Source organism: Hymenobacter cheonanensis, from assembly GCF_030581075.1.
GTDB lineage: Bacteria > Bacteroidota > Bacteroidia > Cytophagales > Hymenobacteraceae > Hymenobacter.
In genome coordinates, this window is record NZ_JAUQSW010000001.1 from 676,778 (window position 1) to 695,068 (window position 18,291).

12 protein-coding genes and 1 tRNA gene are annotated in these 18,291 nt (G+C 63.2%); 5 read left to right on the top strand and 8 right to left on the bottom strand.

Features of this window, described 5'->3' with window-relative positions:
* Positions 1–385: 385 nt before the first annotated feature.
* Together Q5H89_RS02955 and Q5H89_RS02960 are read right to left on the bottom strand one after the other, a co-directional pair.
* Positions 386–459 (bottom strand) — tRNA-Ile (locus tag Q5H89_RS02955).
* 160 nt (positions 460–619) lie between these two features.
* The gene (locus Q5H89_RS02960) at positions 620–4,378 is read right to left on the bottom strand and encodes a T9SS type B sorting domain-containing protein (protein ID WP_305017802.1); all 3,759 of its coding nucleotides are present in this window, start codon (positions 4,376–4,378) and stop codon (positions 620–622) included.
* 600 nt (positions 4,379–4,978) lie between these two features.
* Between Q5H89_RS02960 and Q5H89_RS02965 the strand changes: the two genes are divergently transcribed.
* From Q5H89_RS02965 to Q5H89_RS02985, 5 genes are all read left to right on the top strand, one after another.
* On the top strand, positions 4,979–5,653 hold the full coding sequence (locus Q5H89_RS02965) for an HAD family hydrolase (RefSeq protein WP_305017803.1): 675 nt from the start codon (positions 4,979–4,981) through the stop codon (positions 5,651–5,653).
* Between the two features lie 112 nt (positions 5,654–5,765).
* The gene (locus Q5H89_RS02970) at positions 5,766–6,863 is read left to right on the top strand and encodes a site-2 protease family protein (RefSeq protein ID WP_305017804.1); all 1,098 of its coding nucleotides are present in this window, start codon (positions 5,766–5,768) and stop codon (positions 6,861–6,863) included.
* 18 nt (positions 6,864–6,881) lie between these two features.
* The gene (locus tag Q5H89_RS02975) at positions 6,882–7,535 is read left to right on the top strand and encodes a hypothetical protein (RefSeq protein WP_305017805.1); all 654 of its coding nucleotides are present in this window, start codon (positions 6,882–6,884) and stop codon (positions 7,533–7,535) included.
* Between the two features lie 127 nt (positions 7,536–7,662).
* Complete coding sequence (locus Q5H89_RS02980) at positions 7,663–8,013, top strand: hypothetical protein (RefSeq protein ID WP_305017806.1); 351 nt, start codon at positions 7,663–7,665, stop codon at positions 8,011–8,013.
* Positions 8,014–8,098: 85 nt separating this feature from the next.
* Positions 8,099–8,935 carry an alpha/beta fold hydrolase gene (locus tag Q5H89_RS02985; RefSeq protein ID WP_305017807.1) on the top strand — a complete coding sequence of 279 codons (837 nt, stop codon included), beginning with the start codon at positions 8,099–8,101 and terminating at the stop codon, positions 8,933–8,935.
* Here Q5H89_RS02985 and Q5H89_RS02990 read toward each other — a convergent pair.
* The 6 genes from Q5H89_RS02990 to Q5H89_RS03015 all read right to left on the bottom strand — a co-directional run bounded on the left by Q5H89_RS02990 (position 8,930) and on the right by Q5H89_RS03015 (position 18,229).
* On the bottom strand, positions 8,930–9,673 hold the full coding sequence (locus Q5H89_RS02990) for a LuxR C-terminal-related transcriptional regulator (protein ID WP_305017808.1): 744 nt from the start codon (positions 9,671–9,673) through the stop codon (positions 8,930–8,932). The two genes, Q5H89_RS02985 and Q5H89_RS02990, sit on opposite strands and share 6 nt — an antisense overlap.
* Positions 9,674–9,878: 205 nt before the next feature.
* Entirely contained in the window at positions 9,879–10,820 is a 942-nt protein-coding gene (locus tag Q5H89_RS02995) for a PLP-dependent cysteine synthase family protein (protein WP_305017809.1), read from the bottom strand.
* A 340-nt stretch (positions 10,821–11,160) separates the two neighbouring features.
* The gene (locus Q5H89_RS03000) at positions 11,161–11,352 is read right to left on the bottom strand and encodes a hypothetical protein (protein ID WP_305017810.1); all 192 of its coding nucleotides are present in this window, start codon (positions 11,350–11,352) and stop codon (positions 11,161–11,163) included.
* Between the two features lie 61 nt (positions 11,353–11,413).
* Positions 11,414–11,686, bottom strand: a complete 273-nt coding sequence (locus Q5H89_RS03005) for a PID-CTERM protein-sorting domain-containing protein (protein WP_305017811.1) — start codon at positions 11,684–11,686, stop codon at positions 11,414–11,416.
* 30 nt (positions 11,687–11,716) lie between these two features.
* A complete protein-coding gene (locus Q5H89_RS03010) occupies positions 11,717–16,783 on the bottom strand; it encodes a T9SS type A sorting domain-containing protein (protein ID WP_305017812.1) in 5,067 nt (1,688 codons plus the stop codon).
* A gap of 684 nt (positions 16,784–17,467) precedes the next feature.
* Entirely contained in the window at positions 17,468–18,229 is a 762-nt protein-coding gene (locus tag Q5H89_RS03015; protein WP_305017813.1) for a hypothetical protein, read from the bottom strand.
* Positions 18,230–18,291 lie beyond the last annotated feature (62 nt).

Sequence of the window (18,291 nt, forward strand, 5' to 3'; positions counted from 1 at the left end):
GTCTAGGACTCCCCTGCACTGGTTACCTCTTTAGTCGGCAACGATTGAGGCTGACCTGACGAACGGGAACCGGCATGCTACCCACTGGCATTTTGCTTTGCGCAAGGCTGAATGGAAAGCCATACTCTTTGGTAGCGCGCCACTAAGTTGTGGGGGCCTCCCTTTTATACGTAACGAAGCCTTCGGAGGCATTACTAAACTACTGAATTAGGCTTGTTCTTCGTAGACTTTCCGTTTGCTAGATTGCGTGCAATAATTTTAGACTTGAACGCGCAGCACCAATTCCACGCGGCTAACTTTTTTTTGATCTACTCAGCAGCTGTACCCCTACACGTACCCTAACAAAATAAAAACCCCGTTTCCAGCTTAGAAACGGGGTTTTTTGTGGGCCCACTTGGAATCGAACCAAGGACCTGCTGATTATGAGTCAGCTGCTCTAACCGATTGAGCTATAGGCCCGGTGCCGCTGCCCGAAGGTGGCCGACGCAGCAAAGCTACGCCAGCGCGGTGAAATTGGGTGTAAACCGGGCACGGAAGTAGTGTTTTTAGCCTGGCAGCTTACCCTGCCGGGGCTGGCCGCGCTGGAAGGAGTTAAGCTGAATCAACCATGCGGGCCGGCTTATTTCACTACCTCCACCCACCCTTTCGTGGTGGTGCCATCGGCTAGCTTGAAGAGGTAGTAGTACATGCCGGGCGCGGTGCCCGCTTCGGTGCCCCAGTTGTTCTGGTAGTTGGTAGTGGTGAAAACCTGGCGGCCCCAGCGGTTGAAGATGCTGAGCGAGTTGCCGGGATACAGCGTGATGTTGTCGATGACGAAGGCGTCGTTCTGGCCGTCGCCGTTGGGCGTGATGATGTTGTAGAACGCCAGCTTATTGGCAAAATCCACGCAGGCCGTATTGGAATTGGACGCCAACACGGTGCCCGCGGCGCCCGCCGCACTGGTTGCTACCACCCGAAAGCACTGGTTGAAGCCGGCCCCGACGGCCGAGTTGGCCGCGCCGTTGAGCACGGATGCTTGCAGGGTGGTGCCGCCCACGGTAGCGACGAGCTTGTAGCCCGCGTTATCATTCTGCTGATACACCTGGTAGCTGCTTACAGCGAAGCCCTGGTAGGCCGTCCAGCTCAGCTGCACCGCGCCCTGGCTGTAGCCCCCGCGGCCGGGCGTGGCCGTGGCAGTGAGCAGGATGGTAGTGGCATTGAGGGGGTTAGCCAGCACATCACCGCAGCCATTGGTAAGTTCCAGGCGGTACTCGTAGGCCGTTTGGGCGGCCTGGGCGGTGGCATCGGCATAGGTAGTGGCGGTGGCCGCCACGGTGCCCACCTGCTGGAAGGCCCCCGCGCTGCCAGCGGGCCGGCGCAGCACGCGCACCGGGTTGGGCGTGGCCTGGGCATTGGCCACGGCAAAGGTGAGGTTGACCCTGGCATTGCTCTGCGCATCGACCGAAGCCACGGTGAGAACGGGCGCCGCGGCATTGTCGGGCACTACCGTAATCGTGACGGGCGCCCCCGCGCAGCCGTAAACCGAGGTTTCCGTCACGCTGACGGTTTTGGTGGTTGTGGTGCTGGTCGGGAAGCTCACGGTAATGCTGGCCGTGCCCTGGCCCGCGGTAATCGTGCCATCCGTTACGGCCCACTGGAAGGTCGACGTAGCCGCGGCATTGGGTACCACATACGTGAAGCTGCCACTGGCGGGGCATACGAAGCGGGGGCCATTGATGACCACGGCCCCCGGGCGCGGGTCTACGGTGAACTGCTTGGTATACAGTGGGCCCGCGCAGCTGCCGGCGGTGGTTTCGCGCACCGTTAGCGTGTAGGTACCCACGGCCGTGGTGGCCGGTATCACCACGCTGTTGCCGGTGCTGGCCACGGTGGCGCCGTTCAGCTGAAACACGTAGGTAGAGCCCGCCAGGCCGGGCAAGGTATAAGTAACGGCCCCGCTGTTGACGCAGAACCGGTCGGGCCCCTGAATAGCCAGGTTTGGCGCCGGCGAGGGCTTCACCGTGATGTAGAGCGTGTCGCTGACGCCCCGGCAGATGCCGCCGGCGGGATTGCTCGTTTCGGTTACGACCAGCTTAGCTAGCCCCGCCCGGGTGAAGGTAATACTAGTCGTGTTCAACATATTAACCAACGTGCCCTGGGCCGTGCCCGACAGCTGCCAGGAGTAGGACGAGCCATTGGTGAGGATGGTTTGGTAGGTATACGGCCCATCGGCCTGGCACACGGGGGTGGGGCCGGTGGGCGTGGCAGTTTTCAGCACCCGGTTGATGATAACCGGCAGCGTAAACGCGCCCGACGTGCAGCCCTGCGCGTTGGTAGCCGTCAGGCTGACCGAGCCCGCGCCCGTCGCGCCCCAGTCGACCGTAATGGCCGTGGTGCCCTGGCCGCCCGCAATGGTACCGCCCACTACCACCCAATTATACACGGTAGCGTGCGGGTTCCGCACCGAATAGGCCACGCCCGTAACGGTGGGGCACACCGATGCCGGCCCGCTGATGGAGTCGGCGGCCGGGGTGGGCAGCACCGTTACGGTGGCCTGCCCCACGCTGGCGCAGCCACTGGTAAGGGTGCTGCTGGTGAAGGTGTAGGTAGTGGTCTGGGTCGGCGCCACGGTAAAGGGGCCGGGGCCGGTTTGGGTAGTGCCGCCGCCCACTAGGGTATATAGCGTGCCCGAGCCCGTCACGCTCAGCGTGGTGCTGCTGCCGGCGCAGATACTGCGGTTGCCGGTGATGGTGAGCACCGGGGCCGGGGCAATTAAAACCGACTGCGAGACGGAATCGAGCAGGCAGCCGTAGGTTGAAACCCCGCGGGCAACGAGCGTGCCCGTGCCGGTTGCATTCCACTTCACCTGCACCGAGCTGCCGGTAGCGCTGCCCACAATGCCGCCATTGGTTATGCGCCAGCGCACGCTGGCGGGCGTGCCCCCGGTGGCCGTGTAGGTGTGGTTGGTGGTAGGGTCGCACACCACTAGGTCGCCGCTGATGGCGGTGGGCCCGCTAGCCCGCGTCACGGTGATGCGGATAACGTCGGCCACCGTTTTGCCGGCGCAGCCCAGGTCGCGCACGGTAAAGGCCACGTCGAACGGCGCAGTGCGGGCCGAGCCGCAGGCCGGGGTGAACACGAAGTTGGCGGCCACGGCGCCCGTGCCCGTGGCCGTGGCGGTGCCCGTGAGCGCGCCCGCCGCCACGGTGCCCGCGCTGTTGTTAAACGTGGCGTTGTAGCCGCCGGCCCCGTCGAGCAGCGCGCTGTTTACGGTGAGCAGCAGCGGGTGCGCATCGGCCTGCGTGGCCGAGAGTGGAATGGTCAGCGTCTGGCCTTCCTCGATGGTGTAGCTGCGCGGCAGCACCGCCACGGTGGGCAGCACGGGCGCCTTAGTAGCCGGGCACGACACTACCACGAGCTGCAGGTCGCGGCGGGTGGTGCCGATGAGCACCTCCCGTCCATCAACGGTGCGGTACTCGCTCACGTCCACCGCCACCACGTATTTGCCCTGGGTCAGGGCGCCGTAGCGGGCCACGCCCGTGCTGGCATTGAGCAGCGCAAAATTGCCCGCCCCGGCGCCAAACGGGTTGGCCATCGAGTAGCCGGTATTGTACGTTACCGCGGGGGGCGGGGGCGTAAACGACCCCGTCGGCACCACCCCGTTGCCCGTTGCAAACGCCGTGTAGGGCGTGCCAAAAGCGTACACCAGCCGGTCGCCGTCGGCGTCCGAGGCATTGTTGAGCGTGATGGTGGTATCGCCCTGGCAAATGATGGCCACGGCCGTATCGGCAAATACCGGCGAGTGGTTGATGCGCACCTGGGGCGCGATGGTGGCGTAGAGCGTAAGCGCCGCCTGGTTGTTGGCACTCACAATGTTGGTAATATCCGTATTGCGGGCGCTGCGCGTAAACACGGCGTAGAAGCCGCTGGTGGAAGCGGGCAGATTGACTATCCCCACAAACTTTTGCAGCCTGAATGGCTGCGAAGGCCCGGTAACCGTGCAGCCCGCCGGCACGTGCGGCGAAATGCAGTCCGAAATGGTATAGGTCGTGATGTTCATTATCCCGGTTTGGGCCGCTGTGCCGTTGGTGCCGGCCACCGTGGTGGTGGCGTAGTTGGCCGTGGTCAGCGCCAGCTTGGCGCCCGTCGCCTGGTCGTAAAAGCCGATTACGGCGTTGGTATTAGGGGCGGCAGCCCCGGCATTGCAGTTGTTGTAGATGGTTACCGTCAGCTCGTAGCGATAGGGGGCCGCAGCCGGCCCACTGGCATCGAGGTAGCGGTAGGTCATCTCCCCGCCCAGCAGGTGCGTGGCCTGGGCAGCATGAGCGGCTAGTAATACGGCCAGCAGGCCGAGGAGCAGGGGCCAGGCAGCCAGGCGTCGAAGTAAAGTTTGGGGCATAAGCTAAGGCAGCAAAACAGCGGACAGGCGAGCCGGGGCAGGCGGCTAACACCAGCATGAAAGTATTTACCGACCTGGTGAGCTACGCGTGAAAATCGACCAGTTTACTGCCTGGCTAGAAATAGCGCAGCCTTTGGCCGGCAATCTTTGCGGGCAGCAGGCAGCGCGAGCCCAGAGCGCCCGGCCAACCAGGGAGCCGCTGCGAAAAAGCCGCTAGCCCCGCGGCGCCTTCGCAGGCTTGCTTTTTGCTGCTGTCACCGCCCGCTACAGCGCCGGCGGCGGGCCTACCTGCTCCGCCGTTAGGGCAGTGCATCAGCCGGGTCCCCACCGTGAGGGTGATGGCTTGGCCTTACATTTCGGGCATGAGCTGCGGAAGCGCGCTGCATGGCAGTGCCCGGCTTGGAAAAAAGCGCCTGGCAACTGCTTTCTCCCGGCGCAAGCAAAGGCAGCTTATGCATCCCAGCCAATTGATTTTCTCTTATCCTCCCCGCGGCGGTTCCAACCCAGATGGCTTGGGTTGGGGCCGGCTTTCGTGGCAGCAGCTGCGCCCGACCTTTGCGGGCGGCGGGCGGGTTGCTAGCCTTCCCTTGCTTTCGCAGTATGCTTCCTAATCTACTTTTTGATTTTGGCGGAGTCATTATCGACATCGACTACGCCCGTACTCCCGAGGCTTTCCGGCGCCTGAGCCGGGCGGGGCAGGCGGCCCACTACACACAAGCCAGCCAGGCTGAGTTATTCGACCAGTTCGAAACGGGCCATATTTCGCCGGCCGAGTTTCGCGATGGCCTGCGGGCAGCGTATGAGCTGGACGCCAGCGACGCGGAAATTGACGCGGCCTGGAACGCGCTGCTGCTCGACGTGCCGGCCGAGCGGCTGGCCCTCATCGGCGAGCTGCGCCGCCGGGGGCACGCCACGGCGCTGCTCTCAAATACCAACGCGCTGCACATTGCCGAAATAAACCGTCGGCTAGCCCGGCAGTACGGCTTTAAGCAGGGCATTGCCGACTGCCTCGACCGCGTGTTTTATTCGCAGGAAGTGGGCCATCGCAAGCCCGGCGAAGAGATATTTCTCCATGCGCTGCGCGAAATGAACTGGCAGCCCGCCGACACGTTGTTTATTGAAGACAGCCCGCAGCACATTGCGACGGCCCGCCGGCTGGGGCTGCGGGTGCTGCACCTGGCCCCGCCCCTCACCCTCACTACCGCGCTGCCCGAGGCACTGCGCATTTTTCCCCGCGAATACCCTGAACCCCTCGCCCCCACTCCCACCACCTGAGCCCAGCGCCGAGGAGCCGCTGCTGAGCTGGCCCGCCGATGCCGCAGCCGAGCCCGCGCCCACCCGCCGGGCCTGGGCGCAGCGCCTGTTTCGGCGCTACGAGCGGCCGCCCATGCGGCCGGCCTACCGCTACGCGCTGCACCTGGGCCTGTTCTTGGCCACCCTTATTACCACTACCCTGGCCGGTGTGCAGCTGGTGCGCAGTGGGCCGGTTGACTGGCTGGCGCTCGATGTGCTGGGCCTGCCCGCCGCCGAGCGGCTGGCCCAATTGGGCTGGGGCGCGCTGTATGCGGGGCCGTTTGTGGGGGTGCTGGCGGTGCACGAGTTTGGGCACTACTTTGTGGCGCGCTACAATAAGGTGCGCACGTCGCTGCCCTATTTTTTGCCCATGCCGTTTGGGTTAGGCACGTTTGGGGCAGTTATCCGGATAAAGGAGCGGATATTTTCGCGGCGCGAGTTTTTTGATATCGGCCTGGCCGGGCCGCTGGCGGGGCTAGTGGTGGCGGTGCCGCTGCTCATTTATGGCTTTCGCACCCTGCCCGACCAAGCCGAGTACCTGCTCGTGACCACCCGCAGCCTGGCCCGCTACCCGGCGCCCGAGTTTACGCTGGCCCAGCCGCTGCTCTACCGTTGGCTCGAGCACCTCTTCGCCGACCCGCACCGCCTGCCGCCCCCCAACCTGCTGCTGCGCTACCCGCTGCTGGTGGCCGGCGAATTCAGCTTGTTTTTTACCTCCCTCAACCTGCTGCCCATCGGCCAGCTCGATGGCGGGCACATTTTGTACGGGCTGCTGGGGCCGCGCCGGGCGGGGAGGCTGTCGGCGGCGCTGTTTGTGGCGTTTATTTTTTATGCCGGGCTAGGGTTGTTTTCGCTACGCAGCGGCTGGGAAACCTGGCTCTATGGCGGCGTGCCCTACGCGCTGTACCTAGGGGTTGTTTTCTGGAAAATCTTGCCCCGCTGGCAGTGGGGGCTGGCCGTAGGCGCCGTAGTGTGGCTGGCCCAGCTGGCCGTGGCCACGGCCTGGCCGGGCACGCTGGGCCAGCCGGGCTGGCTGGTGTTTGGGCTGTTGCTGGGGCGGCTCTCGGGCATCTACCACCCGGCCGCGCCCGACGACCGGCCCCTGAGCCCCGGCCGCCGCGTGCTGGGCTGGGTGATGGTGGGGCTGTTTATTTTGTGCTTCTCGTCGTCGCCGCTCGAACTGCTACGCTAGAGAACAGGAAGGTTATTTATGGAGTTCAAGCAAAGTCAACTTACCCGCTCTACCCAGTTTGCGCTGCGCAAAGACGGCTTCTTCGTGAGCCAGCGCGATGGCCGGGGGGCGGTCGATATCGCCGTTGAGATTCCCTACGAGGAAGTATTGCCCATTCAGATAGAATACCGCACCCACCTGCCGGGCAAGCGCCTGCGCTGGCTGGCAGTGTGCCTGCTGTGGCTGGTGGGCAATGCCGCTCGCCTGCAGTATGATGTTGGCTACCAGGGCGGCCGGGGCCTGCCCGAGAATTTCTGGGTCTACGTGGGCAGCGCGCTGGCCGGGCTGGGCCTGGTGCTACTCTACGCCTGGCAAAACTGGTGGCACCAGACTATTTTGCACATGGCCCATTTGCGCGTGGTGCTTGCCGACCACCCCCGCGACCGCCGCCAGCTGCGCGCCTTCCTCAAACAGCTGGAGAAGCATACCAAAACCTACCTGCGCCGCGAGTACGCGCCCATTAACCCGCTAGGCCTCATCGAGCCGCAGCTGCGCCGCCTGGCCTGGCTGCACGAGCTGGCCGTGCTCGACACGCCCGAGGCCCAGGCGCTGGCCACGCGCCTCACCGGCCGCCTGCCCGGCCGGGGCTTCAAAAGCATGGGCCAGAAGCTGGAGGCGCCTTATGTGAATTAGGAAGTTAGAAGGAGGAGTATAAAATCAGTCGTTTTCACTGCTTAATTCCTCCTTCAATTCATAAGCCCGGCCATAACCCGGCGGGTTGGCTTACGCGTATTACTAGGGCACTTTTTCCACCCTAGCCATGCGCATTACGCTGAATAAAGCCGCCGTTACGTTTGCCAAAGACCTCATTGAAAGCGGCAAAATCAAGAACGACCAGGGCCACTGGGGCCAGCACAATCCTGGCTCGACTGAGGAAAACGCTTACCTGCAAAAGCACGAAATCGACGAATATGCCAAGTGGCACCTCGGCGAGGACAAAAGCCAGGGCGAGGACAACAAAGGCCGTTATAAATTTCCCTACGGCGACTTCAAAACGGTACACCGCGACGGGCTCATCGCGGCCAAGGAGCGCGCCGCCCAGCAAGGCTACCACGATATCGAAAAAGCCGCCGACGAGCTGTTAGGGGTTTTAGAAAAGAAGGCTGCTTAACAACCTGTGGGAGAAGGACTAGGCATGGTTGGCGGCTAGCTTCACGGCTATTATTTTAGCCCAGCCACTTTACCCCTAGCCGCCTATGCAGCCTACTTTCCTCTCCCTACCCTCGGGCGTTACGCTAGCTACCTATGAGGCCGGCGACCCGGCCGGCACGCCAGTCATTTTCGTGCACGGCAACTCACTGGCGGCCAGCATATTCATTCGCCAATTTGAGGCTCCTGAGCTACAGCACTTGCGGCTGCTGGCCTTGGACCTACCAGGCTGCGGCGCCTCGCCGTGGGCACCAGCCCACTACTACCCCCGGCAGTTGCAAGCGGTACTATGCGAGGCCACACGAGCACTGAGTGCGGCAGCACCCGTGCTGGTGGGCCATTCCTACGGCGGCCACCTGGCCCTTGATGCCATGCCCCAACTGCCGGGGCTGCGCGGAGTGCTGGCCGTGGGTACGCCACCAGTAAAAGTACCCGACAGCCTGAGCGCCGCCTTTGCTTTTGACGAGCGCGGGCTGTTATTTTACCAACAGGAAGTGAGTGAAACCGACTTAACTATTATGTGTACCCACTGCTTGGGGCCACAGGCCACGGCTGGGGCACGGGCGGTAGTATCCGCAGCCCTGCATCAAGCAGATGGCCGGTTTCGCGCCGCGCTAGGGGCGGCGCTGGCCGCCGGCGGCGAGATTCCAGACGAGTTGGCTATTATTCGGGATACGCCAGTGCTGCTGGCTTTTGCGGCGGGAGAGGCCGACCAGCTACTGCACTTCAATTATTTTGATACCCTAGCCGCTCCCAGCCGCTGGGGGGTGCCCTTGCACCTGGTGCCGGCCGCGGGTCACACGCCCTTCCTAGAAAATTCAGCCGCGTTCAACGACCTGCTGCTGCGCTTTGTGGCAGCTACGCCGCCGCGCTCTGCCCTATAGCAGCCGCAGTAGCTCGGGTAAGTCGCGGCTGTTAGCTTTGCGTTTTATGTTGCGGCGGTGCGTATTCACGGTATGCACGCTCACAAAGAGCTCGTCGGCAATCTGCTGGCTGCTGCGGCCGGCTAGCACGCGCTTCAGCACAGCTTGCTCGCGGCGGCTCAGGGTTTCGCCGGGCGGGCACAGTTCCTGCTCCAGGCGGCGCTGCAGGCGCTCGTCGGTACAGTGAAAAGTTACTTCGTCGGTGTGCTTATGGGCCGTGATGTCAGTGTAGATACTGGCAATCACCAGCACGTTGCCCTTTTCATCGGCGTAAAGACCGTAGTTCTGGCGCAGGATGCGTATGTAGTGCCCGCGCTGGTGGCGCAGGCGGTAGGCTGTGCTGAATACCTGCCCCAGCGTTTCGGCCTTATAGCGCCCCGCGTACTCGGCCGAGAGCATAGTGGCCCGGCCTACCAGCGCGGCGTCGGCGGGGTGAATCTGCTTGTAAAAGTGCTCCAGGTTGAACTCATCAGCGGGGTAGCCAAGTACCCGCTCGATGCCCGCACTCACGAACACGGGCTGCTGAGCACGCACGTCATAGATGAAAACGAACTGATTGAGCAGCATCTGGCGCGCTAAATCGCGCACGGCCTCGGCGGTCACCTGCACCGGCGCCGCGGCGTCGCCGTCAGGATAAATGGTGCGCCACACACGGCGTACACCAGTAAGCTCGGGAGTAAGGGGAGTGCTTTGTGGCATGAGCATTATTTGTGAATCGTCAAATCTGGCAACTCTTAACCACTCTCCGCTCCCCCACCTATAGTCCTGCTATTGTCACAATTTTGCTAACTGATGAATTTGTACTATCCAGTTGGCTCAACGCCGCTCCGGCATCCGATACTGAACTAAATAACGCGACCAAAACTTCAATCTACGCTTTGCAAAATACGTAATTAGCGCGGGTTCAATCAAACAAGCCGCTTGATAGGTATTTTAATCCTGAGTCACAGGCCACGGTGACTACTGCATGGCCGGGACCTAGTTCTTTGCCGAGCGCGATGGCCGCTGACACGTTCAGCCCGCTCGACGTTCCGGCTAGTATTCCTTCCTCCGAGGCTAATAATTTAGCTAGCCGGCGGGCCTCCGCCTCCTCTACTACTCGCACGGCATCGTAGGCTGCCTGCTTTAACAGAGGCGGCACAAACCCTACCCCAATGCCGTCCACTTTATGGCTGCCCGGTATTCCTTGGGCTAGCAACGCTGCCGAAGCCGGTTCCAGCACAACTACTTGCGTGGCAGGATTAGCTTGCTTTAACTCCTGGGATACGCCCGTCAGCATACCCGCCGTTCCGACGCCCGCGCAAAACACATTTATAGGTTGGTTAATTTGAGCAAGGATTTCTTTTCCCATTTCCCTAAAACCTGCTAAGGCATCCGTATTTTCAAATTGCTTTGTCCAATAGAAGCCTTCCTGCGTACTTAATTTTTGCACATGCTTAATCATTCTAGGAATTAAATCGGGCGTAATTCCTCTTCCTTCGTTGGATAACAATTCTACTTCCGCACCAAACAAGCGCATGGCTTGCAGTTTCTCTTTCGCAAAGGCATCCGACGAAATGGCTTTGAAACGGTATCCTTTCGCACTGCATACAAAAGCCAGAGAAGTACCGGTATTGCCCGCCGTACATTCCACAACGGTCATTCCCGGCTTCAGGACTCCTCTCTTTTCTGCCTCCTCAATAATTGCCAACACCATGCGGTCTTTATAGGAACCGGTAGGATTCAGGTATTCCAATTTTACGTAAATATCCGCACAATCATCGGGCACTATTTTTTCTAATTTTACCATCGGCGTATTCCCAATGGCACTGATAATATCGTTTTTCGAAGTGACGGAGGTGCGCATGGTTTCGTACTGGCTGGTGGGTGGGTGGCTGAGTTTATCAGAATGGTCAGGCTAAGCTTATCGAAGCGTCTTTACCGCTTCGTTTGAGTAGTTTGAGCTGATACTTGGCTAGCTCAAACAGCTTGCGAGGCTTCCTAAAAAGCGCGGACAACTGCTAGGCAAAAGAACTAGCAGCGAATGAAATTACAGGTTGGTTAACACCATGCGCGGGCGAGGCGCCTCACCCCCCGGCTCCTTCTCCGATTAAGGGCAAATGGCCTGCCGTTGGCACTGGCTTTAAGGGTAGCGCGCGGCCTCGGCCACGGCGCTACCGGAAAGCGCCACGACTGAAATAAAGTGGTCAGTGAAAAGCCACTGTAGCCGGCAGCACCCCCGGGTTGCGGATGGCAAACGAGAAATCGGCGCTGGGCTTGCGGCCAGCCGGAGGGGATGATGGCGTTTCAGTGTCTTTTTTACAGGCCGCTAGCCCCATCAGCAGCCCAAGCACCACCAGGCACCCGGGCCCCAGTTGTAGTCTGGAACGCTGGCTCATATCCTAAACAGCTAAGACAATGACCTAAATGCATCTGCACAGTAGGGTAAACTTAGTTGCCTCACAGGGAGGGCCTAGCCTGGCGAAGCGGCTGGCTGGGCCGCTCAGAAGCCGCCGCGCGGCGGCGGCGCAGGCGGCGCAGGCCATATGCCAAGCCGCTGGCCAGCAGCAGGCTGGTGCCGCCATCGAGCGGCACCGCGGTAGGAGCGTCGGGAGCTTGTGGGGTGGGGCCGCCCGTGCCGGGGGCCTGGGCGACCGCCCGGCCCGCGCCAGCCAGGGCCAGCGTAGCCAGCAGCACCCAGCGGCTAGCCATCGCAACACTTATCTTGCTCATAAACAGTTTTTTGAATGAGAATAATGTTCCCTAGCGTATGGTCAGACGCTGGGTAGGCAGCTGGGCCAGGGGCTGGGCACGCGCATCGCGCACACTCACACGCAGCAGGTAGATTCCACTGGCCAGGCCGGCCGTGGGCAGCGGCTGGCTGGCGGCCCCCTGGCGCACGGGCAGCGTATAGTGCCCCACCTGCCGCCCCACCGCATCGAGCAGCACCGCGTCGAGCGTAGTGGCTAGCCCAGGCAGGCCCGTGGCGCTGAGCGTGGTTTCGGCAGCGGCCGGATTGGGATAGAGGCTAACCAGCGCGCCGGCCAGCGCCGGGGCCGTGGCCAGGGGCCCGGCTGGCCGCAGCAGCAGCGCGAAGCGCCCAGCGGCAGGTGCGCCCGCCGCCACCGCAAACGAGTAGCTGGCCTGCTGGCTGAGATTAGTGAGCGTGCCGGTAAGGGCATCGCGCAGGTAGGGCGTAGCGGCGCCGGCCGAAGTCGTGAAGTTGGCCAGCTCGGTAGCGGTAAGCGTGTAGGTGCCGCCGGTCGGCACGCTTAGCCACAGCGGCACTACCTCCTCGGCCGGGCCTAGCGGAGCGCGGCCATTGATGCTCAGGGGCTGGGCCGGGGCGTCGGTGCTGGCGCTGGCCAGGTAGTAGCCGCTGGGGTTAGCCAGCTTGCAGGCATCGAAGGCCCCGTCGAAGGCGGCCGTGGCCCCGACTTCGAGGTACACGAAGGTTTCGTCGAGGGCAGAGGCCGGGCTAGCGGGCAGGCTGCCGGCCCCCAGGCTCAGGCGCAGGCGGGGGCGCAGGTCGGCGGCGGTGCGCTGCAGGGCCGGCTGGCCGGCAAAGGTGATGGCGCGGTTGGCGTTGGTGAGCGCGACGCTACCCGTAGCGCCCGCCGTGCTGGCCCGCACAAAGAAGCCCTGCCCGGCCGGAATCAGCCCCGTGCCCGCCCCGATGCCGTTGACCAGCGAGCGGTACCGCCCCACGTAGGGCCCGGTGCTTTGATAGAGGTAGATGGCGGGCAGCACCCCCGTGAGCTGGCTCTCCGCCACCGTACCCCAGTCGAGCGGCGCCGGGTACGGGTTGCCCACCAGGTGCCAGCCCGCGTCGGCATCCGTGCCCCGCGTGAGGCCGCCGAGCGTTTGCGGGCCGGTGGTGAAAGTGCCCGTAAAATCGACTAGCTCGTTGTTGCCCAGCTCCACGGTGTACCCTCGGCCCACGGCCAGCGCATCGCTCAGGCTAGCTGGCGAATACCAACCCCGGTCGAAGGCGCTCAGGGTGGTAGCCGGCGAACTAGCCAGCCGGGTTTCATCGTAGCCAAACACCGTGGGGAAGGGCGTCACGGCCGTGGGCGTTGTGCTAGTATTATACTGCGTGTTGAGCGTGGGCGTGAATGTGCCGGTGGCGAGGTCGCCCACCGTGCTGCCCGTTACCGGGGCGCTGTAGTGGCGGTAACCGCTAATGCTGAGATTGCCGCTGGCGTCGATGTAGCGCTGCATGGTGCCGGTGCGGCCCTGCACTACGCCAGTGCCGCTGTTCACCACCAGGGCCGTGCCGCTGGCATCGGAAAGCAGCGTGAGAGCCTGGCCGTTGAGGTCGAGGTTGCCCGCCCCGGCTAGGGTCAATACCTGCTTCACCTGCACGGGCTGGGTCAGCGTTACGGTCTGGGGGCTACTAATCGTCAGGTTTAGGACCTGGCCAGGCAAGGCGTTGCCGGTTGCCTGCGCAGCCGTGCCATTGTAGAGGTAGCTGGCCGCCGCCGAGAAACTGCGGGGGCCGGTGGTTTGCACCGCCCCGGTACCGGCCGCGCTGCTGAGCCCGGCCGGGTCGCAGATGCCCAGCGTGGCCCCGGCCGCTACCGTAAAGCTGGCCGCGCCCGTCAGCGGCTGGCAGTTGGTGAGCAGCGTGCCGCTCACCGTCACGGCGCTGTTCACCGTGGTGCTGCCCGTGAGCTGGGCCACGCCGTTGCCGATAATGGTGATGGAATTGTAGGTGCCGGGCGGAATGAGAGTGGGGTTAGCCAGTGTACCAGTGCTGATGGTCAGGCTGGGGAGGCTGGCGGGTTGATTGAAGCGAATACTTATACTGTTGGCACTGTAGCAGGTGGCTATCAGGTCCAGGTCTCCATCCCCATCTACGTCGCCTAGGGCTACCCCGTAGGAATTAGCGCTCACGCCAGGGTCGGCCCCGGCCGTGAAGCTGCCGCTACCCGTGTTGAGCCGCACGCTCACTGTGCTGATGGTCTGGTTGGCCGCGAGCAGGTCCAGGTCGCCATCACCGTCCACGTCGCCTAAGGCAATATTGGTGGGGCCTCCACTCACAGCCACATCGGAGCCGCCCGAGAAGGTGCCGCTGCCCGTGTTAAGCCGCACGCTCACCGTACTGGCATTTGTATTAGCCGTGAGCAGGTCCAGGTCGCCGTCGCCATCCACGTCGCCCAGCACAAGTCTAAAGGGCAGCGCACCCAACGCCAGGTCCGACCCACCGCTGAAACTGCCGCTGCCATCGTTGAGGCGTATATTCACGCTGCTACTAGTAGTGTTGGCCGTGAGCAGGTCTAGGTCGCCATCACCGTCCACATCGCCTACTACTATGCTGGTTGGCGACCCGTTCATGCTCACCGTGGCGCTGCCCGAGAAGCCGCCGCTGCCATTGTTGAAGCGCACACTCACGGTGTTGCTGATGGGGTGGGCGCTGAGCAGGTCTAGGTCGCCGTCGCCGTCCACGTCGCCCACCGCCACACTATAAGGATTAGCCCCCACGACAAGGTCGGAGCCGCCCGAGAAGGTGCCGCTGCCCGTGTTAAGCCGCACGCTCACGGTGTTGGTATTGTAGCTGGTAGTCAGCAGGTCCAGGTCGCCGTCGCCGTCCACGTCGCCCAGCGCCGCACCAAATGGGCCAGCGCCAACGGCGTAGCTAGCCCCCCCGCTGAACGTACCATTGCCCGTGTTGAACCGCACGCTCACCGTGCTGCCGGTGCCGTTGCTATAGTCGGTCGTGAGCAGGTCTAGGTCGCCGTCGCCGTCGAGGTCGCCTACCACTGTGCTGCTAGGGCCGCTGCCCACGGCCACGTCGGAGCCGCCCGTAAACGCGCCGCGCGCCGCCCCGGCCGCCGCCGTAAACTGCCACACGCGCGGCGTGGCCAAGTTGCCGCCCGCCGTTGCAACTGCCGCCGTCGTTAGGGTAGCCTGCACCGTTTCGCCCGGCCGAAACGCATAGGTCGGGGCAAAGCTCACCGTGTTGGCGCTGGCCGTGGTAGTGCCGCTGCCGGCCGAGCGCAGCCCGCCCCGCTGCGCGCTGAATACCTTCAGCGCCGCCGTGCTGCCGCTGGTGACAGCCTGGCTGAAGGTGGCCGACACGGGGCCGGCCGCCGAAGCCGCGCGGGCACCATTCGCCGGGCTGACGCTCGTGATGACCAATGAGCCCGATACACTGAACAACATACCGTTGCTAGGGCCGCCGGGAGTGGTTACGGTTACGTTGCCCGTTGTGGCTCCACCAGGCACTACCACGCCGGTTATCTGCGTGCCGGCCGCGTTCACGGTGAAGCCCGTCGTGACAATATTGCCACTGCTGCCGGCAAAAGTGATAGCCGTGGCGCCTGTCAGGTTGCTGCCGTTAATGGTCAAGGCGCTGCCAACCGCGCCGCTAGCCGGGCTCAGGCTGGTGAGTATCGGGGCTGCACTTTGATTGAGGCGCACGCTCACGCTGTTGCCCGTTTGATTGGCCGTGAGAAAATCCAGGTCACCATCCTGGTCTACGTCGGCCGCCACCACCACAATGGGGTTGACGCCCACGCTCACATTGGTAGTGCCTGAAAAGCTGCCGCTGCCGTTATTAAGCCGCACGCTCACGGTACTCGTGCTATTATTGACGCCCAACAAATCCAGGTCGCCGTCGCCATCAATATCGGCTGCGGTTACCCCGCAGGTGTAGCCCCCAGCGCTGGCCGCGACCGAGGTAGCCGCGCCAAACGTGCCATTACCAGCGTTGAGCAATACACTTAGATTGTTCCCATTGTGATTGGCGCTGACCAGGTCTACGGCCCCGTCGCCATTCAGGTCGGCAGCCGCTACGCACTGCGGAGCCGCGCCTACCGGCAATTCGGTAGTACCCGAAAAATTGCCGTGCCCGTCGTTCAGGCGCACACTCACGGTACTGCTGCCCTCGTTGGCGGTTACAAAATCCAGGTCGCCGTCGCCGTCCACGTCGGCCGGCGTTACCCAGAACGGATTATTACCCACCACTACGTTCGCGGTGCCCGCAAAGCCGCCGCTGCCGCTGTTGAGCCGTACACTCACGGTATTGGTGCTGTGGTTAGCCACCAGCATATCCAAGTCGCCATCGCCGTCGAGGTCGGCGGTGGCCACGGTCCAGGCCCCCGCCCCCGCCCCCACGCTACTAGCCGCTCCAAACGTCCCGTTGCCGGTGCCCAAGCACACGCTGGCCGTACCGCTGACGTTGTTGGCCGTGAGCAGGTCCAGGTTACCGTCGCCGTTCACATCGGCCGCCACCACGCCGAAGGGAAAGCTACCCACCGGCACGTTGAGGCTGCCCCCAAAGGTGCCGCTGCCGCTGTTGAGGCGCACGCTCACGGTACTGCTGTAGGCATTGGCCGCCAGGAGGTCGGGATAGCCGTCGTTGTTCACGTCGGCCGCAGCCACGCTGAAGGGCGTAGTGCCCACGGCCGGGTCCGACCCACTGCTAAACGTGCCCGGCCCGGCCCCGGCCGCCGTCGTAAACTGCCACACCCGCGGCGTGGCCAGGCTACCGCCTGCTGCTGCCGTAGCCGCCGTGGTCACGGTGGCCTGCACCGTTTCGCCCGGCCGAAACGCATAGGTCGACGCGAAGCTGACCGTGCTGCCGCTGGCCGTGGTAGTGCCACTGCTCACCGAGCGCAGGCCACCGCGCTGGGCACTGAAGACCTTAAGGGCTGAGGCCGAGCCGGCATTTAGCGCCCGGTCGAAGGTAACCGCAACGTTGCTGCTGCGGGCGGCAGCTACCGCGTTAGCAGCCGGCACCTGCGACGTAATGACGGGCGCCTGGGCCATTGCCACCGGCCCAGTGCTTAGCAGCGCTAAAGCAAGCAGCGTAGAAAGTTTGCTCATAAGTGGGCAGGGTTTGGCAGTGAAAAAATCAACGGGTGAATCGTAGTGGTTATCAGCAAGTCCCTTAGCCTTCGGCCGCCACTAGCGGGTAGCCTAGCAGTGTGGCCGGAGTATGCAGGCCGGTATTCCGGATTGGGGCTAGTGCCAGCGCTGGCAAGGCTAGCGGGCCGGCAACCACTGGCTTGTAGTCGCCCAAAGCGGGTTTTGCTGAAGGCACGGCACGCCGACCGGCACTACTAGATGCTGCGGGCAAAGCCCCCCCCTGGCATAGCGCAGGCAGCAATGCTAGCGGCCCGATGGGCCCAGGGTTGTAGGTAAGTTTGTGCATAGCAAGCGCGGATAGGGAATAGACTACGCAGCTGATTTCTTAAGCAGCGCTGCCTTGCTAGCCCGCCCCACCCTCCTGGTGAATTGCCAGAGTGAGGCGGCCTAGCGACTGCGTAAAATTCAGCAGCTGCTCTACCAGGACGCAATACTTAAAAATCAGTAATTTATACTCCCGCTACCCGCCGCCGGGCGGGGTCACCATTCCAAACGCAGAGGTGATTATCAACAAAAAAAAGACTGCCCATTGGGGCAGTCTTTTTTCGATATCTTACTGACTATGAATGATTAATTAGTCTGCGGCAGTTGCATAGAGCCTACGTTATGACCTCCTATCGGGCTACCGGCAAGCTCACCGTCTTACTGGAATGGCTGCGCTTCGGGGCCGAAAGCATTGCCGGCCGCTGCGCGGCCAATGCCGCCCTCCGAGCCGTCGCCGCCTTCGAGGGGGCCGGGCCCGCTGCTTTGGGCTACGTAGGTGCTATCGGTGCGGCGGGCCTCATCGTAGCGCTGGGCCAGGCCCGGAATTTCGTCGCGCAGGTTGTCAACGCGGGCATCGAGGCGGTGCAGCACCGCCCGTAAGCCTTTGATTACCTGGCGAGCCGTGTCGCCGAGGGCGGCGCCGTGCTTCACGTTGCTATTGTTGAGGCTGGCCAGGGGCGTGTAGCGGGCAATGGCATCGTCGAGGGCTTGCAGGTGGTCGGCGCTGACGCCTTCGTTGGCGAGCAGCGCGGCGGCGCTGGCGCCCGCCCCGGCAATGGTATTGAGGGCATTCAGCAGCTCTTCGCCGTGCAGCGGATTGAGGCTGCTAGGGGTGTAGCCGGCCGCCGTGGCCAGGGCCGGGTTAGGCACGCTGAGCTGCAGCACGCGCAGGCCGCGCACAATGCGGCCGGCGGCTGCCTCGGCGGCGTGCTCGGCCTCGTCGCGGGCGTTGGGCTCGCCCTGGCCGGCCTGGCCGCCGGTGCGGCTGGCCACCTCATCTACGGCTTGCAAAAAATTATTGAGCTGCTCAAAATCGGCCACCATAGCGGGGCTGCGCTGCTCCCACTGGGGGCGCTGGTCGGTAAGCTCGCGGTAGGCGAGGCGGGCCATTTTGGCGTATTCTACTTCGTGGCTGGTCATTGGGAAAAGGAAAAGAAACTGGCGGATAAGTACTGGCTATACTGCCGAAAGCACCCGGCCGT

Bases quoted from the DNA above. Each gene is read 5' to 3' on its own strand.
- Q5H89_RS02960 (WP_305017802.1), bottom strand. From the start codon at position 4,378: ATGCCCCAAACTTTACTTCGACGCCTGGCTGCCTGGCCCCTGCTCCTC.
- Q5H89_RS02965 (WP_305017803.1), top strand. From the start codon at position 4,979: ATGCTTCCTAATCTACTTTTTGATTTTGGCGGAGTCATTATCGACATC.
- Q5H89_RS02970 (WP_305017804.1), top strand. From the start codon at position 5,766: ATGCGGCCGGCCTACCGCTACGCGCTGCACCTGGGCCTGTTCTTGGCC.
- Q5H89_RS02975 (WP_305017805.1), top strand. From the start codon at position 6,882: ATGGAGTTCAAGCAAAGTCAACTTACCCGCTCTACCCAGTTTGCGCTG.
- Q5H89_RS02980 (WP_305017806.1), top strand. From the start codon at position 7,663: ATGCGCATTACGCTGAATAAAGCCGCCGTTACGTTTGCCAAAGACCTC.
- Q5H89_RS02985 (WP_305017807.1), top strand. From the start codon at position 8,099: ATGCAGCCTACTTTCCTCTCCCTACCCTCGGGCGTTACGCTAGCTACC.
- Q5H89_RS02990 (WP_305017808.1), bottom strand. From the start codon at position 9,673: ATGCCACAAAGCACTCCCCTTACTCCCGAGCTTACTGGTGTACGCCGT.
- Q5H89_RS02995 (WP_305017809.1), bottom strand. From the start codon at position 10,820: ATGCGCACCTCCGTCACTTCGAAAAACGATATTATCAGTGCCATTGGG.
- Q5H89_RS03000 (WP_305017810.1), bottom strand. From the start codon at position 11,352: ATGAGCCAGCGTTCCAGACTACAACTGGGGCCCGGGTGCCTGGTGGTG.
- Q5H89_RS03005 (WP_305017811.1), bottom strand. From the start codon at position 11,686: ATGAGCAAGATAAGTGTTGCGATGGCTAGCCGCTGGGTGCTGCTGGCT.
- Q5H89_RS03010 (WP_305017812.1), bottom strand. From the start codon at position 16,783: ATGAGCAAACTTTCTACGCTGCTTGCTTTAGCGCTGCTAAGCACTGGG.
- Q5H89_RS03015 (WP_305017813.1), bottom strand. From the start codon at position 18,229: ATGACCAGCCACGAAGTAGAATACGCCAAAATGGCCCGCCTCGCCTAC.